At 73.0% G+C, this 25,281-nt stretch carries 21 protein-coding genes; 11 read left to right on the top strand and 10 right to left on the bottom strand.

Annotated elements, in window-relative coordinates:
• Positions 1–44: 44 nt before the first annotated feature.
• The gene (der, locus tag ACFYZ3_RS35840; RefSeq protein WP_388526840.1) at positions 45–1,523 is read left to right on the top strand and encodes a ribosome biogenesis GTPase Der; all 1,479 of its coding nucleotides are present in this window, start codon (positions 45–47) and stop codon (positions 1,521–1,523) included.
• An 82-nt stretch (positions 1,524–1,605) separates the two neighbouring features.
• Here the strand turns inward: der and ACFYZ3_RS35835 are convergent, their stop codons facing one another.
• The gene (locus ACFYZ3_RS35835) at positions 1,606–1,899 is read right to left on the bottom strand and encodes a hypothetical protein (protein ID WP_003977067.1); all 294 of its coding nucleotides are present in this window, start codon (positions 1,897–1,899) and stop codon (positions 1,606–1,608) included.
• A gap of 73 nt (positions 1,900–1,972) precedes the next feature.
• Complete coding sequence (locus ACFYZ3_RS35830; protein WP_388526837.1) at positions 1,973–2,770, bottom strand: hypothetical protein; 798 nt, start codon at positions 2,768–2,770, stop codon at positions 1,973–1,975.
• A gap of 409 nt (positions 2,771–3,179) precedes the next feature.
• Between ACFYZ3_RS35830 and ACFYZ3_RS35825 the strand changes: the two genes are divergently transcribed.
• Positions 3,180–4,019, top strand: coding sequence for a hypothetical protein (locus ACFYZ3_RS35825; protein WP_388526834.1), 840 nt, complete (start codon positions 3,180–3,182; stop codon positions 4,017–4,019).
• 343 nt (positions 4,020–4,362) lie between these two features.
• On the top strand, positions 4,363–4,578 hold the full coding sequence (locus ACFYZ3_RS35820; RefSeq protein ID WP_356865525.1) for an I78 family peptidase inhibitor: 216 nt from the start codon (positions 4,363–4,365) through the stop codon (positions 4,576–4,578).
• 18 nt (positions 4,579–4,596) lie between these two features.
• On the opposite strand, the gene ACFYZ3_RS35815 is transcribed toward ACFYZ3_RS35820, so the two are convergent.
• Complete coding sequence (locus ACFYZ3_RS35815; protein ID WP_361016125.1) at positions 4,597–5,619, bottom strand: phosphatase PAP2 family protein; 1,023 nt, start codon at positions 5,617–5,619, stop codon at positions 4,597–4,599.
• 240 nt (positions 5,620–5,859) lie between these two features.
• Positions 5,860–7,035: a mannosyltransferase family protein gene (locus tag ACFYZ3_RS35810; RefSeq protein WP_388526829.1), complete on the bottom strand. Its 1,176-nt coding sequence runs from the start codon at positions 7,033–7,035 to the stop codon at positions 5,860–5,862.
• 259 nt (positions 7,036–7,294) lie between these two features.
• Between ACFYZ3_RS35810 and ACFYZ3_RS35805 the strand changes: the two genes are divergently transcribed.
• Together ACFYZ3_RS35805 and ACFYZ3_RS35800 are read left to right on the top strand one after the other, a co-directional pair.
• The gene (locus ACFYZ3_RS35805; protein ID WP_388526826.1) at positions 7,295–8,902 is read left to right on the top strand and encodes an MFS transporter; all 1,608 of its coding nucleotides are present in this window, start codon (positions 7,295–7,297) and stop codon (positions 8,900–8,902) included.
• A 376-nt stretch (positions 8,903–9,278) separates the two neighbouring features.
• Complete coding sequence (locus ACFYZ3_RS35800; protein ID WP_388526824.1) at positions 9,279–10,472, top strand: acyl-CoA dehydrogenase family protein; 1,194 nt, start codon at positions 9,279–9,281, stop codon at positions 10,470–10,472.
• Between the two features lie 53 nt (positions 10,473–10,525).
• On the opposite strand, the gene ACFYZ3_RS35795 is transcribed toward ACFYZ3_RS35800, so the two are convergent.
• Positions 10,526–10,966, bottom strand: a complete 441-nt coding sequence (locus ACFYZ3_RS35795) for a cell division protein SepF (protein ID WP_385354875.1) — start codon at positions 10,964–10,966, stop codon at positions 10,526–10,528.
• A 289-nt stretch (positions 10,967–11,255) separates the two neighbouring features.
• On the opposite strand from ACFYZ3_RS35795, the gene ACFYZ3_RS35790 reads away from it, so the two are divergent.
• The 3 genes from ACFYZ3_RS35790 (at position 11,256) to ACFYZ3_RS35780 (ending at position 14,448) form a co-directional block, all read left to right on the top strand.
• Positions 11,256–12,455, top strand: a complete 1,200-nt coding sequence (locus tag ACFYZ3_RS35790) for a DUF5685 family protein (protein ID WP_388526821.1) — start codon at positions 11,256–11,258, stop codon at positions 12,453–12,455.
• A 59-nt stretch (positions 12,456–12,514) separates the two neighbouring features.
• Entirely contained in the window at positions 12,515–13,339 is an 825-nt protein-coding gene (locus tag ACFYZ3_RS35785; protein ID WP_388526818.1) for a DUF1684 domain-containing protein, read from the top strand.
• Positions 13,340–13,545: 206 nt separating this feature from the next.
• Positions 13,546–14,448 (top strand): S1 family peptidase, encoded by a 903-nt coding sequence (locus ACFYZ3_RS35780; RefSeq protein WP_388526815.1) that lies wholly within the window; start codon positions 13,546–13,548, stop codon positions 14,446–14,448.
• A 66-nt stretch (positions 14,449–14,514) separates the two neighbouring features.
• Here the strand turns inward: ACFYZ3_RS35780 and ACFYZ3_RS35775 are convergent, their stop codons facing one another.
• From ACFYZ3_RS35775 to ACFYZ3_RS35760, 4 genes are read right to left on the bottom strand one after another with little or no spacing between them, the layout of a single operon-like run.
• Positions 14,515–15,180, bottom strand: a complete 666-nt coding sequence (locus ACFYZ3_RS35775) for a response regulator (protein WP_388526813.1) — start codon at positions 15,178–15,180, stop codon at positions 14,515–14,517.
• Positions 15,177–16,379 carry a sensor histidine kinase gene (locus ACFYZ3_RS35770; protein ID WP_388526810.1) on the bottom strand — a complete coding sequence of 401 codons (1,203 nt, stop codon included), beginning with the start codon at positions 16,377–16,379 and terminating at the stop codon, positions 15,177–15,179. Before ACFYZ3_RS35770 ends, ACFYZ3_RS35775 begins: the two co-directional genes overlap by 4 nt.
• Entirely contained in the window at positions 16,376–17,095 is a 720-nt protein-coding gene (locus ACFYZ3_RS35765) for an ABC transporter permease (protein ID WP_388526807.1), read from the bottom strand. Before ACFYZ3_RS35765 ends, ACFYZ3_RS35770 begins: the two co-directional genes overlap by 4 nt.
• On the bottom strand, positions 17,092–18,012 hold the full coding sequence (locus tag ACFYZ3_RS35760) for an ABC transporter ATP-binding protein (protein ID WP_388526804.1): 921 nt from the start codon (positions 18,010–18,012) through the stop codon (positions 17,092–17,094). The genes ACFYZ3_RS35765 and ACFYZ3_RS35760 overlap by 4 nt, the downstream gene beginning before the upstream one ends.
• Positions 18,013–18,281: 269 nt before the next feature.
• On the opposite strand from ACFYZ3_RS35760, the gene ACFYZ3_RS35755 reads away from it, so the two are divergent.
• Entirely contained in the window at positions 18,282–19,364 is a 1,083-nt protein-coding gene (locus ACFYZ3_RS35755) for a S1 family peptidase (protein ID WP_388526801.1), read from the top strand.
• 141 nt (positions 19,365–19,505) lie between these two features.
• On the opposite strand, the gene ACFYZ3_RS35750 is transcribed toward ACFYZ3_RS35755, so the two are convergent.
• Positions 19,506–20,582, bottom strand: a complete 1,077-nt coding sequence (locus ACFYZ3_RS35750; RefSeq protein WP_388526799.1) for a DUF3533 domain-containing protein — start codon at positions 20,580–20,582, stop codon at positions 19,506–19,508.
• Between the two features lie 173 nt (positions 20,583–20,755).
• Between ACFYZ3_RS35750 and ACFYZ3_RS35745 the strand changes: the two genes are divergently transcribed.
• Together ACFYZ3_RS35745 and ACFYZ3_RS35740 are read left to right on the top strand one after the other, a co-directional pair.
• Positions 20,756–24,313, top strand: coding sequence for a DNA polymerase III subunit alpha (locus tag ACFYZ3_RS35745; protein ID WP_388526796.1), 3,558 nt, complete (start codon positions 20,756–20,758; stop codon positions 24,311–24,313).
• Positions 24,310–25,278, top strand: a complete 969-nt coding sequence (locus ACFYZ3_RS35740; RefSeq protein ID WP_388526793.1) for a hypothetical protein — start codon at positions 24,310–24,312, stop codon at positions 25,276–25,278. The genes ACFYZ3_RS35745 and ACFYZ3_RS35740 overlap by 4 nt, the downstream gene beginning before the upstream one ends.
• Positions 25,279–25,281 lie beyond the last annotated feature (3 nt).

The raw sequence follows: 25,281 nt of genomic DNA, 5'->3' as shown, positions 1-25,281 counted from the left end.
AGGGGTGTTCCACCGATCACCACGATGAACGAGGTACGGACTTCATGAACGACCACATCCACCCCGAGGGCTCGGGCGAGGAGCACGACCACGGGGCGCTCGGCGACGCCGAGTACGCGCAGTTCATGGAGCTGGCCGCCGAAGAGGGCTTCGACATCGAGGAGGTCGAGGGCGCGATCGAGGAGGCCGGGCACGGCCCGCTGCCCGTCCTCGCCGTCGTCGGCCGCCCCAATGTCGGCAAGTCGACCCTCGTGAACCGCATCATCGGCCGCCGCGAGGCCGTCGTCGAGGACAAGCCCGGCGTCACCCGCGACCGCGTCACCTACGAGGCCGAGTGGGCCGGGCGCCGCTTCAAGGTCGTCGACACCGGCGGCTGGGAGCAGGACGTCCTCGGCATCGACGCCTCCGTGGCCGCGCAGGCCGAGTACGCGATCGAGGCCGCCGACGCGGTCGTCTTCGTGGTGGACGCCAAGGTCGGCGCCACCGACACCGACGAGGCGGTCGTCCGGCTGCTGCGCAAGGCCGGCAAGCCCGTCGTGCTGTGCGCCAACAAGGTCGACGGCCCGAGCGGCGAGGCCGACGCCTCCTACCTGTGGTCGCTGGGCCTGGGCGAGCCGCACCCGGTCTCCGCACTGCACGGCCGAGGCACCGGCGACATGCTGGACAAGGTCCTGGAGGCCCTGCCCGAGGCCCCGGTCCAGACCTTCGGCACCGCCGTCGGCGGCCCGCGCCGCATCGCCCTGATCGGCCGCCCCAACGTCGGCAAGTCCTCACTGCTGAACAAGGTCGCGGGCGAGGAGCGCGTCGTCGTCAACGAACTGGCCGGCACCACCCGCGACCCGGTCGACGAGCTGATCGAGCTGGGCGGCGTCACCTGGAAGTTCGTCGACACGGCGGGCATCCGCAAGCGCGTCCACCTGCAGCAGGGCGCCGACTACTACGCCTCGCTGCGCACCGCCGCCGCCGTCGAGAAGGCGGAGGTCGCCGTCATCCTCATCGACGCCTCCGAGTCGATCTCGGTCCAGGACCAGCGGATCGTCACCATGGCCGTCGAGGCGGGCCGCGCGATCGTCGTCGCCTACAACAAGTGGGACACCCTCGACGAGGAGCGCCGCTACTACCTGGAGCGGGAGATCGAGACGGAGCTGGGCCAGGTGGCGTGGGCGCCGCGGGTCAACGTCTCGGCGCAGACCGGCCGGCACATGGAGAAGCTCGTCCCGGCGATCGAGACCGCCCTCGCGGGCTGGGAGACCCGGGTCCCGACGGGCCGGCTGAACGCCTTCCTCGGCGAGCTGGTCGCCGCCCACCCGCACCCGGTGCGGGGCGGCAAGCAGCCGCGGATCCTCTTCGGTACCCAGGCGGGCACCAAGCCGCCGCGGTTCGTGCTCTTCGCCTCCGGCTTCATCGAGGCGGGCTACCGGCGCTTCATCGAACGCCGGCTGCGCGAGGAGTTCGCCTTCGAGGGGACGCCGATCCACATCTCCGTGCGGGTGCGCGAGAAGCGCGGCGCGAAGAAGAAGTAGGAACACCCTGGGAACACCACCCAGCGACGCGTGAGGGGCGCCCCCGGCCGGGGGCGCCCCTCACGCGTCGGTCGTCCGGCGGTCAGGTACCGGACCGCGGGGCCGGTGGCAGCGCCGCCGGGACGTGGTGCGTGCCGCCGACGCGCTGCCACACCGACTGCTGGCCGACGCGGGCGCTCTGGGCCCCCGCGCTGTAGGCGCTGTAGCCGCCTCTGCCGCGCGGGATGCTCCTGAAGGCCGTGAATCCCAGCTCCTCCTCACCGCTGCGATCGCCCGGCAGCGATCGGAAGGACCTGACGTACTCGGCGTAGAGCGCGTCGTAGATCGGCGTGGCCGAGGGGCCGCCGTGGCGGTGGAAGGCGTCGTATGCGTACACGTATGTCCAAACGACCCCGCGCAGGAAGGGATGCGGCCCAGGTGACGGCCGTCCGGCAGCCGACCGGACGGGCTCAGGTTCCCGCCAGCGGCAGCGCCGCCGCGACCAGCTGTCCGTTCGCCGCCGCCTTGTCCAGCGCGTCCCGCAGCAGGTCCTCGCGCGGCTGCCGGCCGATCGACCCGACGGGCGCGGCGAACATCAGCACCTGCTGGTGCTTGTTGGCCGCCGTACGCCAGCCCTCGGTGACCTGGAGCGGCTGGTGCGCCTGCCACCAGGCCACCGGCCGGCCGCCGTTCGTCCCGGGCTGGAGCACCGCGTGCAGCTGGCCCATCGCGAGCAGGACCGACCAGCCGTGCAGCACGGCCGGCGTGGACGCCAGCTCGGTGACCGGCATGAAGCCCTGCTCGATCAGCAGCGGCAGGAAGTCGTCACCGGCGCCGGACGTGCCGGGCCGCGCGATGGGAGCGGTCGGCTCCACCACGAGGGCCGGGTGCAGCTCCCCGGCGATCAGGATCAGCCCGCTGGTGACACCGAGCACGGCCTGCTCGGGCGCGGCCTTCTCGGGGGCCGCGGGAGCGGGCTCGGAGCGGGCCTGGTCGGCGCTGATGGACCGCACCGCCCCCTGGAGCTGCTCCTCGGTGACCTTGACGACCTGCGAGGGCAGGCAGCCCGCGTGGGCGAACGCCAGCACGGCGGTCTCGTCCCCGATGAAGAGGACGGTGCTGGTGCGCTCCTGCTCACAGTCGCCCGGGGTGCGGCAGGACGTGCAGTCGTAGCTGCCCGGGGCGGACTCCCCGGCCAGCAGGCGGTCGGCTTCTTCGTCGCCGATCTCGGCGCGTACGTCGTCGCTGACGTCGAGCATGCGCGGCACGGGTGGCTCCCTCGGGATGCGGTGCGTGGCCGGACCGGGTGGCTCCCGGGCCGTGGTCCGGGCGGGTCCCCGGCTCATGCAAGGACAACGGGGGATCAGTGGCGGGAGTCACGCCCCACGGACGACGGAATCGAACCATGCGGCGCTCGCGACCGTCCGGGGGCCGCGAGCGCCGCCGCATGCCCAAGTGGGGTGCGGCAGAACGGGGTTGGGCTGCTGGAACGGGCCGGAACGTCCTGCCTGCGAGTCGACAAATCAGGAAATCAGCGAATGAACCGGGTGACCGAAAAGGAGTGCCGCCGGACGCTCGTCCGCGTCGTGACCACATCGCAATCGGACACGGACAACCAGAAGGCAGGGTTCCGGGTCTAACCGGACGACGAGAAGCCCATGGGAGGAACCGCACCGCATGACGCCGCCGCCCCCGCCGGCCGCCCCGCTGCGCGCCGACTGCATCGGCGACTCCGCGGGCGGTCTGACCTTCGACGTAGCCGCGCGCGGAAACGCCGGGGCGGCCCTGCTCATCCTCCGCCGCCGGGCCACCGACGCCCTCGACGGCACGGGAGAGACGGTCAGCCTGCCGCTGGCCCCGGCGGCGGAGGGCCGGCTGCGTGCCGCACTGCCCAGCAGTGTGTCCCTGCCCGAGGGCCGCTGGGACGCCTACGCCCTCCTCTCCGGCGGCGAGCCGCGACGCCTGGTGCCCGGCGTCACCGACCTGCGCTCCCTCGCCGAGCGCACCCCCAGCGGACTGCTGGGCCACGTCGCCGTCCGCATCCCGTACGCCACCCGGCAGGGCAACCTCACGGTCCGCAGCTGGCTGCGCGCCCCGCACGCGGAGGCGGTGGAGCTGCGCCTCGTGAGCGGCGGCCTGACCGTACGCGGGCGGGTGTACGGCACCCAGCTCGTGCCCGGGGCGGACGCCGAACTGCGCGCCCGGCCCGGCGGCGAAGAGGGTGGCGCGGGCGACGGCGTACGCCGGGTGCGCCTCATGGCCGAGCGGACGGAGTTCGTCTTCACCGTGCCCTACGACGGCCTGGCGCCCGGCGTCTGGGACCTGTGGCTGCGTCCCGCCGGTGACGCCGGTCCGGTGGTGCGTCTCGCGCGGCTGCTGGACGACGTCGCCGACAAGAACCCGGTCCTCACGTTTCCCCGCGCACGCGTGCGGACGCCCCACGGCCCCGTGGAGGCCGGGCCGTACTACACCCGGGACAACGACCTGTCGCTCGCCGTCAGCCCGCTGGACGCCTGACCGGGTGTCCGATGTTCGATTCGTGTAAGTGATCCGCGGGTCGTTCCGCAAGGGCGTACGGATGTGCTCGGGAGTGTTCGGGTACGGAATGCGGGGCCCCGGCGGGGGCGCCCCGAAGTCTTTTGCCCGGGCGTCCGCCGCGCTTTCTCCGACCGGCTGCCGAGAGACGCGGAAATAGGCTTCGGCCACTCGTGGAACGCATGAAAACCGTCCTTCCGTGTGAACGGGTTCCAGTAAAACGCGCCCCATGGTCTTGTGACAGAAATGTGACCGTAGGTGCATCCGTGGCCCGTGTTACCGGCCCGGGCTTCCCCGCTCCCCGGGCAGGGCATAGCGTGGCGGCATGGCACCGATTCCGACACCTCCAGCCGAGCCCCAGGACAGTCCGGACACCTACGTCGGCCTCGATTCCGACACGGCCGAACGGCTGGCGCGGGAGCGGGGCTGGTCGACGGTGCGGTCGCTGGCGCCGGGCACGGTCATCACCATGGAGTACCGGGTGGGCCGCCTCAACTTCGAGGTGAAGGACGGCCGGGTGTCCCGGGCCTGGAAGGGCTAAGACAGGCTCCGGGGCCGGTCAGCCGCCGGACAGGGGCCGGGCGGTGGGGGCCGTGTTGCGCGTGTGGCGGTCGGTGTGCGGCGGGCGGCGGCTGCCGGCCGGACTCACCGGCGTACGGTCCGAGCGGGCCGTGTGCGGGCCCGGCGCCAGGTGTGCCGGAGCCCGGGCGGTGCGGGGCGCGGCGACCGGCTCGCGGGCCGGTGTCTCGGGCCGGCTGCCGGAGCCGGGCGGGGTGACGGGCACGGGCGGGCCGAGCGGCCGCTTCGTCGTCCTCTCGCGGTCGCGGCGGGCGTACCAGCGGTCGCGCAGGCCGAGGATCCACGCCTCCGCACGGGTGATCAGCGGCTCGAACCAGGGAAGCGCCAGCAGGATCAGCAGGCCCGCCACCCAGCCGAGGAGCACGTCGCTGAGCCAGTGCGTGCCGAGGTAGACGGTGGACATGCCCACCCCGAGCGAGGTGACCGCGGAGATCGCGGACAGCCAGCGCCGGGTTCGGTGCGTCGAGGCCAGGTAGGCGAGGATGCCCCAGGTGACGACGGCGTTCGCGGTGTGACCGCTCGGAAATATATCGCCGCCGAGCCACATCTCGTTGGCGCCGATCGTGGTCGCGTAGTGCGGTCCCAGCCGCCCCATGCCGTACTTGGCGGCGCCGACCGTGACGTTCAGCAGGAGCAGTGAGACGCCCAGCGCCAGCAGCGGACGCAGGGTGTGCTGCCGCCAGGAGCGCCAGCCGAGCCAGGCCGCGACCATCACCGCGGTGGGGCCGCGCTGGCCGAGCACCACGTAGTAGTCGACGAACGCGTGGATCTCCGGCCACTGCTGGTAGGGCCGGAAGAACATGACCTGCCAGTCGAGCCGGACCAGCCACGAGGTGATCACTACGGCCCACACGATCGCGATGTAGAACGCGAGGGTCCCGGCGAACAGCGCGATCCTGTGCCGGGACATCTCCGGCACGTCCAGGAGCGCCGGTCGTTCCGGCTCCCGGTCCAGTCTCGCGAACACCCGGTCCAGACGGGTGGGCTTCCGTTCGGTACGCACCCAATCGACGTTACAGCGAGTGAGGAGTGATCCCGGCCGAATCAACGGCTTTGTGATGACGATGTGATGTGGGATTCCTCTCAGGCGGCGCGCCTTATTTCCGGCTAATCCGCAATCCCGTCCGGCCGTGGACTTCAATTCTTTTGATCTGTCCGGCCGACGGTTTTATCGTGCTTATGAATTCGTTCACCGAATGCTGGTGCGGAATTGTCCCGGCGGTCACCGGGCCCGCGGCGCCGGTCAGGGCGGGCCGGAGCCGTTCAGCCAGAACGCCCCGTACACCGCCGCCGCCACCGCGACACCGCACACGACCGGCGCCGACCTGGCGGTGCGCAGCCGGGCCAGGCCCACGGCCAGGGGGAACAGCAGCGGGAAGGCGGGCAGCAGCAGCCGGGGCTTCGAACCGAAGTAGCTCGACGCGCACAGGGCGAGCACGGTGACGAGCCCCGCGTACACCAGCAGCGGGAGCGGCTGGCGCTGCCGTACGCACACCACGTACAGCCAGACCAGGAGCGCGACCCCGACGATCAGCCCGACGCCCGCCAGGGCCGCCGGGAACGACGTGAACTTGGCGGCGACGAAACGGGCGAAGGCCGCGCCGCCGTCGAAGCCGTTGCGCCAGCCGGCCTGCACGTCGAGATAGCCGAGCGGGCCCTTGCCGGTGCGGTGGCCGACCCACAGGACGTACCCGGCCGCTCCCAGCGGTGCGAGCAGCATGCCGAGCACGCGCCGCGCGCGGTCCCGGCCGTCGCGGTCCTCCCGGTCTCGTGCGAACGCCGCGATCGCGGCCACCCACACCGCCGCCGTCACCGCGAGCCCCACCGGTCGGGTCAGCCCGGCCAGCGCGGCCAGTGTCCCGGCCGTCACCCAGCGCCCGGTCAGCACCGCGTACAGCGACCAGGCGGCCAGTGCCGTGAACAGGGACTCGCTGTAGGCCATCGACTGCACGACCCCGACCGGCAGCACGGCCCACAGCAGCACCGCGCACACGCCGGCGCGGCGGTCGTGGACGTGCTCCGCGACCGCGAAGATCCCCCAGGCCGCGGCGAGCGAGGCGAGCAGGGAGACGACGAACCCGGCGTCGGCGTACGACAGGGGCGTCACCGCCGCGCCGAGCCGCTCCAGCCAGGGCAGCAGCGGGAAGAACGCCAGGTTGGAGTGCACGTCGCCGTTCGGCAGCCGCACCTCGTAGCCGTACCCCAGTTCGGCGACCCTGGTGTACCAGAGGGAGTCCCAGCGGGCCGTCAGCAGCGTGTACGCGCTCTTGTCGCGCGCGGCACTCCACAGGGCCAGGGCGAGCAGGCCCAGCGCGCGCACGGCCGCGTAGCCGAGGAGCGCCGGGACGGCCCGGCGCAGGGCACCGGACGGACCCGGGGCGCCCAGGCGGGCCGCGCCGCGCGTTTCAAGATCGGTCACGGGCCCGATTATCCGTCGGCCGCGGGGGCGGGCGTCCCGCCGGGGCGGGTGACATGGTGGCCGCAGTGGTGCATGCCACACAGGTGACGCGGGATGTGTGAGACCCGACACGTGTGCGGTGCCCGGTCTCGCGTACTCTGGCGAGTCACTCGCGTTCCGTTGCACGGCCCGGAGCCCCCCGCTCCTCTCCGGCCGAGCCGCAGGGGAGTCCCCACCCCACGGCCCGCCGGACGCGAGGGAACATCTTGGAGGTACGTACATGTCCGGGACGACCACGGCTGCCGCCGCGCCGCGCCGTCGGGCGGCCGGGGCCGGTGCCAACCGCTGGGTGGTCCTGGTCGTCCTCTGCGTCAGCCTGCTGCTCGTCGCCGTCGACGCGACCGTGCTGCACGTGGCGGTCCCCGCCGTCACCGAGGATCTCAGGCCCGGTGCCATCGAACTGCTCTGGATCGTCGACGTCTACCCGCTCGTCTGCGCCTCGCTGCTGATCCTCTTCGGCACGCTGGGCGACCGGGTGGGCCGCAGACGGGTCCTGCTGCTCGGCTACGCCCTCTTCGGCGTCGCCTCCGCGCTCGCGGCCCTGGCCGACACCGCCCAGGTGCTGATCGCGGCCCGCGCGCTGCTCGGCGTCGGCGGCGCCATGATCATGCCGGCGACGCTGTCGATCCTGCGGCAGGTCTTCCCCGACCGGCGGGAGCGGGCCCTGGCCATCGGCATCTGGAGTGCCGTGGCCGCGGTCGGCGCGGCGGTCGGTCCGCTGCTCGGCGGCTTCCTCCTCGAGCACTTCTGGTGGGGCTCGGTCTTCCTCGTCAACATCCCGCTGATGCTGGTCAGCCTGCCGGTGGGGCGGCTGCTGCTGCCCGAGTCGAAGGGCGACGGCCGCGGGCCCTGGGACGTGGTCGGCGCGCTGATGGCGGCGGGCGGTCTGTTCGGCGTCGTCCTGGGTGTGAAGCGGCTGGGCGGCGGAGAGCCGGTGGCGAGCCTGTTCACCGTGCTGCCGCTGGTGCTGGGCGCGGCGCTGCTGGCGGGCTTCGTACGGCGGCAGCGGCGGCGTGCGTATCCGCTGGTCGATCTCGCGATGTTCCGGCGGCCGGCGTTCAGTACGTCGGTGGGGTGCATCGTGCTGGCCATGCTGGCGCTGGTGGGGCTTGAGCTGATCGCGGCGCAGTACCTGCAGCTGGTGCTCGGTCTTTCCCCGCTGGAGACCGGGCTGCGGCTGCTGCCGCTGACCTTCGCGGCGATGGCGGCGGGGCTCGCGGGTGCGCGGCTGCTGCGGCGTTTCGGGCCGCGGCGGATGGTGTGCGCGGGGTTCTGCCTGACGGCCTTCGCGGTGGTGCTGCTCACGGCGATGGGCCGGGCCGACAACTGCGCGCTGCTGCTGACCGGGTTCGTGCTGCTGGGCTTCGGTCTGGAGACGACGCTGTTCGGGGCGTACGAGTCGATGCTGAGCGAGGCGCCGCAGGAGCAGTCGGGGGGCGCGGCGGCGATCGGGGAGACCTCTTACCAGCTGGGCGCCGGGATCGGCATCGCGCTGCTGGGCAGCGTGATGAACGCGGCGTACGCGCCCGGGCTGACGGGGGGCGTGCCGGGGGTGCCGGCGCCGGCGTCGGTGGCGGCGGGGCATTCGCTGGGGGAGGCGTACGAGGTTGCTGCGCAGCTCGGGGGGCCTGCGGGGGTTGCGTTGCGGCGGGCCGCGGGGGATGCGTTCGTGCACGGGCTGCATGTGACGTTGGTGGTGAGTGCGGGGTTGTTGCTGCTGGGGGCGGTGATGGCGTTGCGGTTGCCGCGGGTGATGCAGTGCGAGGAGGAGGTCTCCGTGCCTGCGCCCCGGGGGGCGGTGGAGTCCCAGTCCCGTGTCTCGGTGTGAGCGGGTGGCGTTGTCCGTGGGTGGCTGAGGAGCGTCGGCGGCTGCGGGCCGTCGCCGTTTGTCTCCCACCCACGCACCACCCGTTCGCCGTCGGTAGCGGGGTGGGCGTTGCCTGTGGGTGGTTGAGGAGCGTCGGCGGCTGCGGGTCGTAGCGTTGGCGGGTATGGGGCGTCCGCGTGGGGCTCCTGCCCTGCCCACCGCAAGCCGCCGGCGGTGGATCACCCCCACGGGCGACGTCCACCTCGTTCCCCACGGTGAACGGGTGGTGCGTGGGTGGGAGACGGGCATGGTGGACGAGCGGAGCGCCGCATCGTAACGTCGGCAACGACAGCCGTGACTAGCGGCGCTAGTTTTAAGAGTCCCGAAGGGTGTCACCATGGCCGCGTCCTCGAAGTTGCCCGCGTTCGACCCCGCCGACCCCCTCGGCATCGACGACCTGCTCGAGCCGGAGGACCTCGCCGTCCGGGACACCGTGCGGAGCTGGGCCGCGGACCGCGTGCTGCCGCACATCGCGGACTGGTACGAGAGCGGCGAGCTGCCCGGCGTCCGGGAGCTCGCGCGGGAGCTCGGGGGCATCGGCGCGCTCGGCATGTCGCTCGAGGGGTACGGCTGCGCCGGTGCGTCCGCCGTCCAGTACGGGCTCGCCTGTCTGGAGCTGGAGGCGGCCGACTCCGGCATCCGCTCCCTGGTCTCCGTGCAGGGCTCCCTCGCGATGTACGCCATCCACCGCTTCGGGAGTGAGGAGCAGAGGCAGCAGTGGCTGCCGCGCATGGCCGCCGGTGAGGTCATCGGATGCTTCGGGCTGACCGAGCCCGACCACGGGTCCGACCCGGCCAACATGCGTACCCGCGCCAAGCGGGACGCCGGTGGCGACTGGGTGCTGGGCGGGCGCAAGATGTGGATCACCAACGGCTCGGTGGCCGGCGTCGCCGTGGTCTGGGCGCAGACCGAGGAGGGCGTACGCGGGTTCGTCGTGCCGACCGACAGCCCCGGCTTCTTTGCCCCCGAGATCAAGCACAAGTGGTCCCTGCGCGCCAGCGTCACCAGTGAGCTCGTCCTCGACGACGTACGGCTGCCCGCCGACGCCGTGCTGCCGGAGGTGACCGGGCTGCGCGGGCCGCTGAGCTGTCTGTCGCACGCCCGTTACGGGATCGTCTGGGGCTCCATGGGGGCGGCGCGCAGCTCCTTCGAGGCGGCCCTGGAGTACGCGAAGTCGCGGGAGCAGTTCGGGCGGGCCATCGGCGGCTTCCAGCTGACCCAGGCCAAGCTCGCCGACATGGCGGTCGAACTGCACAAGGGGATCCTGCTCGCCCACCACCTGGGGCGGCGCATGGACGCCGGCCGCCTGCGTCCCGAGCAGGTCAGCTTCGGCAAGCTCAACAACGTACGCGAGGCCATCGACATCTGCCGTACGGCCCGCACGATCCTCGGCGCCAACGGGATCTCCCTCGAATACCCCGTGATGCGGCACGCGACGAACCTGGAATCGGTGCTCACCTACGAGGGCACCGTCGAGATGCACCAGCTGGTGCTGGGCAAGGCGCTCACCGGACTCGACGCCTTCCGGTAAGAGGCCCGGGGGTGGGGCGGGGATGGGGCGGGGCCGTGGTTCTCGGCCCCGCCTCAGCTCTGGTTGAAGAAACCGTCGGAACGGTGCGCGCCGGACTCGCCGCTGATCACCTGGGTGTCGGCCGGGCTCAGCAGGAACACCCGGGTGGACACCCGCTCGATCGAACCGCGCAGGCCGAAGATGAGGCCCGCCGCGAAGTCGACCACGCGCTTGGCGTCGGTGCCCTCCATGGCCGTCAGGTTCACGATGACCGGGACCCCGTCCCGGAACAGCTCACCGATGGCCCGTGCGTCCCGGAAGCTGTCCGGGGTGACCGTCGCGATGCGGCGGCCCTTCTCCTCGGCCACGTCCGAAGCCACCTTGACCCGCGGGTCCGTGACCCAGGCGTCCCCGGGCTCGGTGCCCTCGGAGTAGTCGTCGTCGTAGTAACGCTCGTCATCGTTGTTGTCGTCGACGAGGCCGAGCCACGCACTCGCCTTGCGTACCGATCCCATGGACGCCTCCTCTCACAGCTGTCTTTCGTGCTTCCGCATCCCTATGGTCATCCATGATGCGGACGTCGCGCCAAGTGGATAGACGCCGCGCGGGGGGTTTGTGACGGTACTGGTGCACAGCGGATACGTCGAGAGTCCTTGTGTCCCAAGGGTCGTTTCCCAAACGGCTGCTGACTGTGAGTGAAATATGATTCTTCACGGCACACGGGTGAGGACGGGTGCGTACGGGTGATGGCGGCGGTCGGTACGATGCCGCAGCTCAGCGTCGTACCAACCACGGGGGAGCGTCGTGTTCGGAATCGTCAGGCCGTGCAGGCACCGGCTCGGAGAGAGCCTCACGAGCCAGTGGATGGCTCATTTGTGCGGGTTGTGCCTCGCACTGCGCAAGGACCACGGACAGTTCGCGCGGATCGTGACGAACTACGACGGGTTGCTCATATCGGTTTTGACGGAGGCTCAGGCCGAGCGGGGCGGTGCGGGCGCCGGGCGGCGCACCGCCGGGCCCTGCCCGCTGCGCGGGATGCGCACCGCGTCCGTCGCGCACGGCGAGGGGGCCCGGCTCGCGGCGGCCGTCTCGCTGGTGCTGGCCTCGGCCAAGGTGCGCGACCACGTCGCCGACGGGGACGGCCTGCTGGCCCGCCGTCCGGTGGCGCTCGCCGCCCGCCGGATCGCCACCGGCTGGGACGCGGCCGGGGCGCGCGGCGGCAGTGCCGTCGGCTTCGACACCGCCGTGCTGGTCGACGCCGTGGACCGGCAGGGCGGCATCGAGGCGCTCGCCGGGCCCGGAACGCCCCTGCTCACGGTCACCGAACCGACCGAGACCGCGACCGCCGCCGCCTTCGCGCACACCGCACACCTCGCCGGGCGGCCGCACAACGCCGCGCCGCTCGCCGAGGCCGGGCGGCTCTTCGGCCGGCTCGCCCATCTCCTGGACGCCGTGGAGGACCGGGAGGCCGACGCCGCGTCCGGCGCCTGGAACCCGCTCACCGCCACCGGGACGCCGCTCACCGAGGCCCGGCGGCTCGCCGACGACGCCGTGCACGGGGTGCGGCTGGCCCTGCGGGAGGCCGAGTTCACCGACGGCCGGCTGGTGCACCGGCTGCTCGTGCACGAGCTGGGCGCCTCCGTGGACCGCGCGTTCGGCACCGTCTCGTGCGCCCACGGCGGCCATCCGTACGCCCCTCCCGGCAGCACCCCGGGCGCCCCCGGCGCGCCCGGCGGCCCGGGTGGGCCGACGCCCCCGGAGCCGCCCCGCCGCGACCGGCGCGGGCTGCTCGCGGGCTGCGCCGTGTGGCTCGGGCTGGCCTGCACGTGCCAGATGTGCTGCGGCACCTTCAACGACCCCTGGAGCGGGCAGCGCAGGGAAGGGCTCTGCTCCCAGTGCGACTGCGGCAACTGCTGCGACTGCTGTGACTGCTGCAGCAACTGCTGCGGCGACGACGGCTGCGACTGCGGCTGTGACGGTTGCGACTGCGGCTGCAGCTGCTGAAGCCCCGTCAGCCTCCGTCAATCTCCGTCGGTCGAGATCCGGTGTGGAAGGCTTGAGCCATGACACAGGGCTCACCCGGCGAAGCGTCCGACGCGTCCGACGCGTCCGAAGCTGCCGACGCGTGGAAGCAGTGGCACGAGCAGCGCGTCGTGACGGTCTCGGCGCCCTACGGGCCGCTCGCGCTGACCGGCACGCACTGGCTGGAGGATCATCCGGACGGGCAACTTCCGGACATCCCCGGCCGGTGGACGACGGACGGCGACGCGGTGCTGCTGACGGCCGGCCGCGCGGACGGGCTCACCGTGGACGGGCGGCTCCTGGACGGCGAGGCACGGCTCACGGCCGACCGGGGACCGGTGGGTGCTGCCCGGGTGGCCTGCGGCGAGCGGCGGCTGGTGGTGCTGGTCCGCGAGGGGCTGTGGGGTGTCCGTGACTTCGACCCGGCCGCCCCCGCACGGCGGGCGTTCCGCGGCATCACGGCCACCCCGTACGACCCGCGCTGGGCGGTGCCGGGCCTTTTCACCCCGTACGACACGGGGCGGCGCAGTGTGCGGGTGCCGAACGCGGACGGCCGGGAGCGCGGGCTGGCGCTCGGCGGGGAACTGGCCTTCGAGCTGGACGGAAGGGCGCACACGCTCCAGGTGGGCGTCGAGGACGACGGCTCCCTGTGGGCCGTCTTCGCCGACGCCACCAGCGGGAGCACCAGTTACCGCTTCCGGTTCCTGCGCCCGGCCGCGCCGGACGACGAGGGGCGTACGACGGTCGACCTCAACCGTGCGCTGCTGCCGCCGTGCGCGTTCGCCGACCACTTCGTCTGCCCCTTCCCGCCACCGGGGAACACCCTGGGGGCCCGCGTCGAGGCGGGGGAGCGCGAACTGCGCTGAGACCGACGGGGGTTGGTAAAGGTCGTTCAAAGCTTGACGGCCGAAAGGCGCTCTTGCGCCGACCGGACGTTCGGCCGAATACTCCAACCTCAGCGCTTGTCAGGAGCACGACGCATCCGGAACCCGGAGGTCCGCCCCTGGCTGCGCCTCACGGGCCCCCACCCCCACGAGAGGGGCCCCCGACTTCCCCTGTGGAGGAACGAAAAGTGAGGATCAAGCGCACCACCCCCCGCAGCGGCATCACGAGACGGACTCGGCTGATCGCCGTATCCACCGGTCTCGTGGCCGCGGCCGCCGTCGCGATCCCCAGCGCGAACGCGGCATCCACCCCGGCCACCTTCAGTGCCGCCGAGCTGAGCAGCGCCGGCAGCGCGGTGCTCAAGGCCGACGTCCCGGGCACCGCCTGGGCCGTCGACAGCAAGTCCGGCCGGGTGCTGCTCACCGTCGACAGCACCGTCTCCCAGGCCGAGATAGCGAAGATCAAGGAGCAGGCCGGCGACAAGGCCGACGCGCTCACGATCAAGCGCACCCCCGGCAAGTTCAACAAGCTCATCCAGGGCGGCGACGCCATCTACGCGAGCAGCTGGCGCTGCTCCCTCGGCTTCAACGTCCGCACCAGTAGCGGCGCCGAGTACTTCCTGACCGCCGGTCACTGCACCGACGGCGCCGGTGCCTGGCGGTCCAGCTCCGGAGGCACCGTCATCGGCCAGACGGCGGGCTCCAGCTTCCCGGGCAACGACTACGGCATCGTGCAGTACACGGGGTCCGTCTCCCGGCCCGGCACCGCCAACGGCGTGGACATCACCCGTGCGGCCACCCCGAGCGTGGGCACCACCGTCATCCGCGACGGCTCCACCACCGGCACCCACAGCGGGCGGGTCACCGCCCTGAACGCCACCGTCAACTACGGCGGCGGCGATGTCGTCGGCGGGCTGATCCAGACCACGGTCTGCGCCGAGCCCGGCGACTCCGGCGGCTCGCTCTACGGCAGCAACGGCACCGCGTACGGTCTGACCTCCGGCGGCAGCGGCAACTGCTCCTCCGGCGGTACGACCTTCTTCCAGCCGGTGACGGAGGCCCTGAGCGCCTACGGCGTCAGCGTCTACTAGTCGGCCGTCGAGCGCAGCCGGCAGCGCGACGAGCCCCCGTACACCGCGGCCACGGTGTGCGGGGGCTCAGCCCGTGCTGCCGGGCAGGACGATGCCGTTCTCGTAGGCGAACACCACGGCCTGGGCGCGGTCCCGCAGGTGGAGCTTGGCGAACATGCTGCCGACGTGGCTCTTCACCGTCGCCTCGGTCACGACCAGGCGCGCGGCGATCTCCGGGTTCGACAGGCCCCTGGCCACCAGGAGGAGGATCTCCCGTTCCCGTGGGGTCAGACCGGCCAGCACCGCCTCCCGCGGCCGGACCGGTGCGGCGCGGGTGGCGTAGTCCTCGATCAGCCTGCGGGTGATCGACGGCGACAGCAGGGCCTCACCGGCGTGCACGACGCGGATCGCCTCCAGCAGGCGGGCGCGCGAGGCGTCCTTCAGCAGGAAACCGGAGGCGCCCGCCCGCAGTGCGCCGAAGACGTACTCGTCCAGGTCGTAGGTGGTGAGGATCAGCACCCGGGGCGGGGTGCCGGAGGCGGTCAGCCGGGAGGTGGCCTCGACACCGTCCATGCGGGGCATGCGGATGTCCATCAGGACCACGTCGGGGCGCAGGGCGGCAGCTTGTGCGAGTGCCTCGTGACCGTCGTCGGCCTCCCCGACGACCTCGAGGTCGTTCTGGGTCTGGAGGAACAGCCGGAAGCCGGTACGGATCAGCTCCTGGTCGTCGACGATCAGCAGGCGGACGGTCATGCCGCGTCCCCGGTGTCCCCGGCATCCCCGGCATCCCCGGCGTCCCCGGCGTCCTCGACGGGCAGCCGGGCGGTCACCACGAACCCGTCGGCGGTACGGCGGGCGTCCAGGCTGCCGCCCGTCACGGCCGCACGTTCCCGCATCCCGAGGATGCCGTGCCCGGCGACCGAGGGGGCCGGGTCGCGGCCGCCGCCGTCGTCCTCGACCGTGACGTCCAGCCGCGTACGGCCGTAGTGGAGCGTCACCGTGACCCGGGTGGGGTCGGTGTGTCTGAGCACGTTGGTCAGTGCCTCCTCGACTATTCGGTAGGCCGACAGCTCGAGGCCGCCGGCCAGCGGCCGGGCCTCGCCGGTGAACTCCAGGCGCACGGGCATCCCGGCTGTCCGGTATCCGGAAACCAGCTCGGGGAGCTGGCCGAGCGAGGGCTGCGGCCGCCACTGGGCGCCGTTGTCCGGCGTGCGCAGCAGGCCGAGGATCCGGCGGAGTTCGGCCAGGCTCTGCTCCGCGTTGACCTCGACCCGTTCCAGGGTCTCGGCCGCGACCCGGAGGTCGGTCGGCAGGACGTCCCGGGCGCCGCGCACACCGATCAGCATGACGGTGACCGAGTGGGCGACGATGTCGTGGAGTTCGCGGGCGATGGAGGTGCGTTCCCGCTGTGCCGCGAGCTGGTCGAGCTGCTCGCGCTCGCGTTCCAGGGTGGCCGCGCGGTCCTCCAGCGCCCGGGTGTAGCGCCGCCGGGTCTGGAGGTACGAGCCGAGGGCCCACGCGCCGATCGGGACGGGCGGCGAGGAGATGCTCGCCAGCAGCAGGAACAGCGCCGTCGGGACGAGCGCCGCCACCGACACCCTCCGGTCGCGCAGGTCGGCGAGCGAGGCGAGGGCGACCACGACAGGCGCCCCGCCCGGCGAGTAGCCCAGCGGCACGAGCATCGCGGCGCCCGCACAGGCCGTGACGAGCACGGTCAGGGGGGCGCGCCGGCGGAGGAGCAGGGCGGAGCCGGTCAGCACCGTCACCACGACCGGGATCACGCCGACCGGGATCATGTCGGCCGGGATGACGACGACCGGGGTGCCGCCGTCGAAGAGCAGCCCGATCTCCACGCCGGTCGTGATCATCGCCAACGCGAGGTCGAACAGCGCCGAGCGGCGCGCGACCAGCAGGTCGTACGCCGCCCGGGCCCGCCCGAAGAGGCCGTTCACGCCAGATCGCGCCGTCGCTCGACGACGACCGCGACCAGCGTGACCGCGACCGTCCACGCGGCCAGCACCCATCCGGCCGAGACGACCGACAGGGTCGTGTGGTGCGTCATCCGGCTCAGGATCCCGGCCGCGCCGAACGGCGTGAGGTTGACGCCCGCTTCCCAGACGCCGGACAGCAGCGGGACCACGGCGAAGTTCACCACCAGCAGGACGACCACTCCCAGGACCGGGCTACGGATCAGGGCGCCGAGGGCGGCACCCAGGATCGTGGACAGGACGAACGCCACCAGGTTGCCCGCCACGACGGCGCCGACGTCTCCCGAGGAGAGACCGGGACCCGGCTGGTCACTCAGCAGCGGCAGCGCGAGCCCGACCGACACCGCGGTCGTCAGCGCGCCGAGCAGGAGCCCGGTCAGCGCGTAGGCGGCAATTCTCGCCGACAGCACGACCCCGCGGCCACGGCGGCCCACCAGTGCCGCCGGCGCGGCCGTCCGGTGCCGGTACTCACCGGCCGCACCGACCAGTCCCCAGAGCAGGAGCAGGACCGGCATCGCCGACAGCGCCTCCTCCTTCTCGGGCACCTCGTCCAGCGTGCCCGACCACGCCGCGACCACCAGGACGTTGAGGACGGCGAACGCGACCGTGCCCACCGCGAAGCCCAGTACGGTCCGGGTGGTCGCGGTCTTGATCAGTTCGCCGCGCAGCAGATGACTCACCGGTCCGCCCCTCCCGTGAGACCGAAGAACGCGTCCTCCAGCGACGCGGTCCGCTCGGTGATCTCCTCCAGCAGCACGCCCTCGCGGTGGGCCAGCCGCGCCACCGCCGCGACGTCGAGCCCTTCGACCAGCAGTCCGCCTCCGTCGTCGGCCTTCGTGCGGCCACCGGCCGCGGTCACCAGCTCCGACAGGCGCTCGGCCTCGGCGGTGCGCACCGCGACCACGCTTTCCCCGGACCGTTCGAGGTCCCGGATCGCGCCTTCGTGGACCAGGCGACCCCGGTTGATCATGACCACGTCGTCGACGGTCTGGGCCGCCTCGCCCAGCATGTGGCTGGACAGCAGGACCGTGCCACCCTTCGCGGCCCGTTCCCGCAGCAGCGTACGCAACCAGCGGATGCCCTGCGGGTCCAGGCCGTTCACCGGCTCGTCCAGCACCAGGATCTCCGGATCGCCCAGGAGCGCCGCGGCGAGCCCGAGCCGCTGCCGCATGCCCATCGAGTACTTCCCGACCCTGCCCCGGGCCGCCTCCTCCAGGCCGACGAGTTCCAGCACCTCACCGACCCGGCGGCGGGGCAGTCCGGCCAGTGCGGCCAGCGAGCGCAGGTGCGCCCTGCCGGTGCGGCCGGGATGGGCCCCGCAGGGCTCGATGTGCACGCCGAGCAGACGGGCGTCGGGCCTGAGGGCGGCGACCGGCGTGCCCCGTACGAACGCCCGGCCCGCCGTCGGCCGCGCCAGTCCGACGACCGCTTTGAGGGCGGTGGTCTTCCCCGCCCCGTTCGGGCCGAAGAATCCCGTCACCCTCCCGGTTCCGACTGTGAAGGACAGGTCGTCGACCGCCGTTCTGCGGCCGTAACGCTTGGTCAGCCCTTCGACCCTGATGGCCGCCGGGCCCCCGGCACCTCGTGAAGAAGTCATGCCCGAAGCCTCCGGCGTGCCGGTCTCCCCGTCTTCCACCCACGGTCGAAACCCGGACTCCGACCAGAGGGGGAGGCCACCGCCCGCCTCCCGCTCTCGCGAGGAGGAGGTGAAGGCCTTGTGACCGCGCTGGAGTTGTCGTGCGCACGTCCTGGAGTCGACCTTGTGTACGGCCTGCGGGATCGGGAGAGTTAACGCTCGTCAACCAGCCTTCCGGTCCACGGGGTCCCCACAACCTCGCGGACCGACCCCCCACAGGAGGACGTGAGTTGAAGCACCGACGCATACCCAGGCGGCGGGCCGCCGTGGTAGGTGCGGGAATCACCGCACTGGTCGCGGCCGGAGTCACCTTCCAGAGTGCGAACGCCAGCGAGGCCCCGAAGACCGCCGCGCCCGAGACCCTGTCGGTCACGGCAGCCGGAAAGCTCGCCTCCACGCTGCTCGGCGACCTCGGCACCGACGCGGCGGGCACGTACTACGACGCGCAGGCCAAGAGCCTGGTCGTCAACGTGCTCGACCAGAGCGCCGCGCAGACCGTCGAGGAGGCCGGCGCCAAGGCGAGAGTCGTCGAGAACTCGCTCGCCGACCTGAAGAGCGCGCGCAGCACCCTCACCGAGGACGCGACCATCCCGGGCACTTCCTGGGCGACCGACCCGACCACCAACAAGGTCGTCGTCACCGCCGACCGCACGGTCTCCGAGGCCGAACTGGCCAAGCTGACCAAGGTGGTCGACGGACTGGGCGCCAAGGCCGAGCTCAAGCGGACCAAGGGCGAGTACAAGCCCTTCGTCTCGGGCGGCGACGCCATCACCGGAGGCGGCGGGCGCTGCTCGCTCGGCTTCAACGTGACCAAGGGCGGCGAGCCGTACTTCATCACCGCCGGCCACTGCACCGAGTCCATCTCGACCTGGTCGGACTCCTCCGGGAACGTCATCGGCGAGAACGAGGCGTCCAGCTTCCCGGACAACGACTACGGCCTGGTCAAGTACACCGCCGACGTGGACCACCCGAGCGAGGTGAACCTCTACAACGGCTCCTCGCAGGCCATCTCGGGCGCCGCCGAGGCCACCGTCGGCATGCAGGTGACCCGCAGCGGTTCCACCACCCAGGTGCACGACGGGACGGTGACCGGCCTGGACGCCACCGTGAACTACGGCAACGGCGACATCGTCAACGGCCTGATCCAGACCGACGTCTGCGCCGAGCCCGGCGACAGCGGCGGCTCGCTCTTCTCGGGCGACCAGGCCATCGGCCTCACCTCCGGCGGCAGCGGCGACTGCACCTCGGGCGGCGAGACCTTCTTCCAGCCGGTGACGGAGGCCCTGTCGGCCACCGGTACGCAGATCGGCTGAGCAGCACCCGCACACCTGTGAAGTCCCGTCCCGCGCGCGAGGGGCGGGACTTCCGCGTGTCCGGCCGGAATTCCCGCGCGCGTACGACGGTCAGGCGGCCGGCGGCGCGGGCAGGTCCGTCTCCGGCCGCGCGTACGACGGTCAGGCGGCCGGTGACGTGGGCAGGTCCGTCTCCGGCCGCCCCCGGCGCGGCAGCACGGCCGCCAGCATCGTGATCACCGTCCCCGCGACCGCCCACGCCCACAGCACCAGCAGGGAGACGGTCACGTCGTTCCCCTTGAAGTAGGCGATCGAGCGGGCCGTCCAGGTGCCCGCACCGGGCGGCAGCCACGGGCCGATCGCCTTCCAGAACGGCGGGAGCAGCGGCAGCGGGAAGGCGCCGCCCGCGCTCGGGTTGCCCGCGATCACCACCAGCAGGATCGCGAGACCGATGCCGACGATCCCGAAGACGCCCTGGAGGGCCAGCGTGGCGGCGCCCACCGCGAAGGTGATCAGCGCGCCGAGCCCCCACAGGTCCAGCACGCCGCCGGGCAGTGCGCCCAGGATCGGCCCGATGATCACCGCGCCGCCGAGCCCGCCGACGATCGCGACCAGGGCCATCACGATGAGCCGGATCGCCGCCCGGCGCGGGTTGGCCGGCCGGGCACCGGTGCTGATCGCCAGGATCGAGGCGCACAGGTAGCCGCCGACGCACCAGCCCACGACCAGGTAGAAGGACGACAGCCCGTCGAAGTCGTGACGGGAGGCCGGGGCCACGTCGACCGCCCGCACCGCGCGTCCCTCGGCCTGCTCCGCCTTGCCGACGATGCCCTCCAGGGTGGTGGCGAGGACGGTGCCGCCGCCGGAGGCGACCAGCAGGGTGTCCCGCCTGCCGTCGGGGTCCAGGACCAGGGCGCCGTCGATCTCCCGGTTCATGATCTGCCGCCGGGCGGCCGCCTCGTCGGCCACCGTGCGCGGGTCCAGCGGGGAGCCGGGCAGTCCTTCCAGCCGGTCCACCGTCTGCCCGGCGGCCGCCCCGGGCGCGACCACTCCGAAGGGCACGTCCTTGGGCCGCGGGTCGTGCAGCGCCCCCACGTAGGAGGCGATGAACAGCAGCTGGAGCGCGATCACGCCGAGCACGAGCAGGGTGGCCCGCGGGGTGACGGCGTCCTTCACCTCACCGAGGAAGGAGCCGCCTCGCGTGCCTCTTCGCGTGCCGGGGCCCGGTGTGTGCGACATGTCCCCACAGTCCGGGTCGGGGAGCGTTTGCGCAGGTGGGACGGGGCCGAACGGATGTCGCACACACATTCGACGATGGGGGTATGGTGGGTGGAGTAGCTGAGAACAGACGTTCGATAATGGCGTTCGGGCATACGTGGTCATGCGTCGGTTCATGAGTCGGGAGGTGCGTGATGCCGGGTTTCACGCATCTGCACACCGTCTCCGGGTTCTCCGCCCGCTACGGCGCCTCCCACCCGGAGCGGCTGGCCGAGCGCGCCTTCGAGCGGGGCATGGACGCCCTCGCCCTCACCGACCGCGACACCCTCGCGGGGACGGTCCGCTTCGCCAAGGCCTGTGCGAAGGCGGGCGTCCGTCCGCTGTTCGGCGCGGAGCTGGCGGTCGCCGCCCCCGAGCCCGAAGCCGACCGCACGGACACCTCCGTACGCCGGGACCGCCGCCGCGTCCCCGTGCGCGGCGGCGCCTTCGTCGACGAGTCGGCCCCGAGGGTGACCTTCCTCGCCCGTGACGGCGCCCGCGGCTGGGCCGACCTGTGCCGCCTGGTCTCCGCCGCCCACACGGCCGAGGGCACCCCGCTGCTGTCCTGGCCCGACAACCACGCCGACGGCCTGACCGTCCTGCTCGGCCCCGGCTCCGACGTCGGCCGCGCCCTCGCCGCCGGGCGTCCCGACCGCGCCGCGCGGCTCCTCGCCCCCTGGCGTGAGGTCTACGGCGACGCCCTGCGCCTGGAGGCCGTCTGGCACGGCCGCGAGGGCACCAGCCCCGGCTCCCTGCGGCTGGCCGCCCGCACCGTCGGCTTCGCCGCCGAGCAGGGGGTGCGGCCGGTGCTCTCCAACGCCGTCCGCTACGCCGACCCCGGCCAGGGCGAGGTCGCCGACGTCCTGGACGCCGCCCGACGCCTCGTCCCGATCGACGCCACCAAGGAACTGGACTCCGGCGAGGCCTGGCTCAAGGACGCCGGTGCCATGCGGGGCGCCGCCGAGCGGATCGTCGAGTCCGCGGGCTTCAGGCGCGACACCGCACACCGGCTGCTGGAGCAGACCCGGGCCACGGCCGCCGAGTGCCTGGTCGACCCCGAGGACGACCTCGGCATGGGCGCCGTCCACTTCCCCGAACCGCACCTGGTGGGCGCCGGCCGCCGCACCGCCCAGCGGGCGCTCGCCTCCCGGGCGGCGTCGGGCATGGTACGGCGCGGCTACGACCGGCGGCCGGACCACCGCGCGTACTGGGAGCGGATGCACCACGAGCTGGACATCATCGCCCACCACGGCTTCGCCTCGTACTTCCTCACCGTCGCCCAGGTCGTGGACGACGTACGGCACATGGGCATCCGGGTCGCCGCGCGCGGCTCCGGCGCGGGCTCGCTCGTCAACCACCTGCTCGGCATCGCGCACGCCGACCCGGTCGAGCACGGGCTGCTGATGGAGCGGTTCCTGTCCAAGGAGCGGGTGGTGCTGCCCGACATCGACATCGACGTGGAGTCCGCGCGCCGCCTCGAGGTCTACCGCGCGATCATCGGCCGGTTCGGCACCGAGCGGGTCGCCACGGTCGCCATGCCGGAGACGTACCGGGTGCGCCACGCCATCCGCGACGTCGGCGCCGCCCTGTCCATGGACCCGGCCGAGATCGACCGGGTCGCCAAGTCCTTCCCGCACATCCGCGCCCGCGACGCCCGCGCGGCGCTGGAGGAGCTGCCCGAGCTGAGGGAGCTGGCGGGGGAGAAGGAGAAGTACGGGAAGCTCTGGGAGCTGGTCGAGGGCCTCGACGCCCTTCCGCGCGGTGTCGCCATGCACCCCTGCGGCGTCCTGCTGTCCGACGCCTCCCTGCTCTCCCGTACGCCGGTCATGCCGACCAGCGGCGAGGGCTTCCCGATGGCCCAGTTCGACAAGGACGACGTGGAGGACCTCGGGCTGCTCAAGCTGGACGTGCTCGGGGTGCGGATGCAGTCGGCGATGGCGCACGCGGTCGCCGAGGTGAAGCGGGCGACCGGCACCGAGGTCGACCTGGACGCCGTACCGGAGGGCGACCCGGCGACGTACCGGATGATCCGGTCCGCCGAGACGCTGGGCTGCTTCCAGATCGAGTCGCCCGGCCAGCGGGACCTGGTGGGGCGGCTCCAGCCGGCCACCTTCCACGATCTCGTGGTCGACATCTCGCTCTTCCGGCCGGGGCCGGTCGCCGCCGACATGGTGCGGCCGTTCATCGAGGCCCGGCACGGTCGGGCGCCGGTGCGCTACCCGCACGAGGACCTGGCGGAGCCGCTGGAGGGCACGTACGGGGTCGTCGTCTTCCACGAGCAGATCATCGACATCGTCGCCATCATGACCGGCTGCGGACGCGGCGAGGCGGACCGGGTGCGCCGCGGGCTCTCCGACCCGGAGTCGCAGGGGCGGATCAAGGTGTGGTTCGCCCAGCACGCGACGGCGAACGGCTACGACGCGGAAACGATTCAGCGCACCTGGGAGATCGTCGAGGCCTTCGGCAGCTACGGCTTCTGCAAGGCGCACGCCGTCGCCTTCGCGGTGCCGACGTACCAGTCGGCGTGGCTGAAGGCCCATCACCCGGCCGCCTTCTACGCGGGCCTGCTCACCCACGACCCCGGCATGTACCCCAAGCGGCTGCTGCTGGCGGACGCGCGGCGGCGCGGGGTGCCGATCCTGCCGCTGGACGTGAACGAGTCGGGGGTCGCCCATCGGATCGAACTGGTGTCTGAATCGGGTAAGCCGCGCAGGGCGAAGACCTGGGGCCTGCGCCTCGCCCTCTCGGACGTGCACGGCATCAGCGAGGCCGAGGCGGAGCGGATCGCCGAGGGGCAGCCGTACGCCTCCCTGCTCGACTTCTGGGAACGGGCCCGCCCCAGCAGGCCGCTGGCCGGGCGGCTCGCCCAGGTCGGCGCGCTGGACGCGTTCGGCGCCAACCGCCGCGACCTGCAACTGCACCTGACCGAACTGCACCGCGGCGCCCGGGGCGGACGCGGCGACCAGCTCCCCCTGGCCGGGGGCCGCAAGACCGCCTCCGCCGGACTGCCCGACCTCACCTCGGCGGAGCGGCTCAGCGCCGAACTCGGCGTGCTCTCCATGGACGCCTCGCGCAACCTGATGGACGACCACCGCACCTTCCTGCGCGAGTTGGGCGTGGTGTCGGCCAAGCGGCTGCGCGAGGCACGGCACGGGGAGACGGTGCTGGTCGCGGGCGCCAAGGCGGCCACCCAGACCCCGCCGGTCCGCTCCGGGCGACGCGTCATCTTCTCCACCCTGGACGACGGCTCCGGCCTGGTCGACCTCGCCTTCTTCGACGACTCGCACGACGCCTGCGCGCACACCGTCTTCCACTCCTGGCTGCTGCTGGTGCGCGGGGTGGTGCAGCGGCGCGGCCCGCGCAGCCTCAGCGTGGTCGGCTCCGCCGCCTGGAACCTCGCCGACCTGCTGGAGGTGCGCCGGGAGGAGGGCCTGGAGGGCGTCGCCGCCCGGCTGGCCGGAACGGGCGGGACCCAGGGGGCGGACGGGACCGGGGACGACGACCCCGAGGGCGGCCCGGCGCGCCGCCGTCTCGCCGGTTCGGACGGGCGGCCCGCGCCGGCCGGGTCCGCGGCCCAGGACCCGATGGAGCAGCGGAGGATCCGCATGTCCACCGGGTACGAGATGCATCCCTGGGCCGATCTGCGCCCCGCGGGCGAAGGGCCCGCGGTCGGAAGGAAGTTGTGGCACCAGAGTCCGGGGAGTGCGGGATGACGATCCTCTGCGTACGTTTCCAGCTGCCGCCGACGCGCGAGGCGGCCCTGCCCGAACTGCTCGGGCTCCTGGAGGAGTTCACGCCGGTCGTCGAGGCGCTGCCGCCCGACGGCGCGCTGGCCGACCTGCGCGGCGCCGAACGGTACTTCGGGCGCGACGCCGTGGCACTGGCCTCGGTGATCCGGGTCCGCGCCCTCGCGCTGCACGGCGTGGACTGCGCGATCGGCGCCGGACCCGGCCCGATGCTGGCCCGCATGGCCCTGCGCGACGCCCGGCCGGGACTGACCCGCGCGGTGTCCGGCGGCGAGGAGCGCGCCTTCCTCGACGGCAGGCCCGTCGCCGCACTGCCCGGCGTCGGCACCGCGACCGCCCGCACCCTGTGCGAGTACGGCCTCGACACCCTCGGCCGGGTCGCCGCCGCGCCGCTGTCCACGCTCCAACGCCTGGTCGGCGCGAGGACCGGCCGCGAACTGCACGAGAAGGCCCGGGGCGTCGACCGCGGCCGGGTCGTCCCCAACGGCGTCTCCCGGTCCCTGGCCGCCGACCGCCCCTTCGACCGCGACGAACTCGACCCCGACCGCCACCGCCGCGCCCTGCTCTCGGCCGCCGGAGACCTGGGCGCCCGGCTGCGCGCCGTGGACAAGGTCTGCCGCACCCTCACCCTCACCGTCCGCTACGCCGACCGGTCGGCCACCACCCGCAGCCGCACCCTGAAGGAGCCGACCGCGCACTCGGCGGCCCTGACCCGGACCGCGTACGACCTGTACGAGGCGCTCGGCCTCCAGCGCGCCCGGGTCCGTTCGATCGCCCTGCGCGCGGAGAGCCTCACGTCCGCCGAACACGCCTCTCACCAGCTCACCTTCGACCCCGTGGACGAGAAGGTCCGCCGGATCGAGGAGGTCGCGGACCGCGCGCGGGCGAAGTTCGGGCCGAGGGCGGTGATGCCGGGGTCGCTGGCGGCGTGAGGC

Source organism: Streptomyces sp. NPDC001599, assembly GCF_042893535.1.
Taxonomy (GTDB): domain Bacteria; phylum Actinomycetota; class Actinomycetes; order Streptomycetales; family Streptomycetaceae; genus Streptomyces.
The sequence above is the reverse complement of the archived record's forward strand: the minus strand, read 5'-3'. Positions and strand labels throughout refer to the sequence as shown.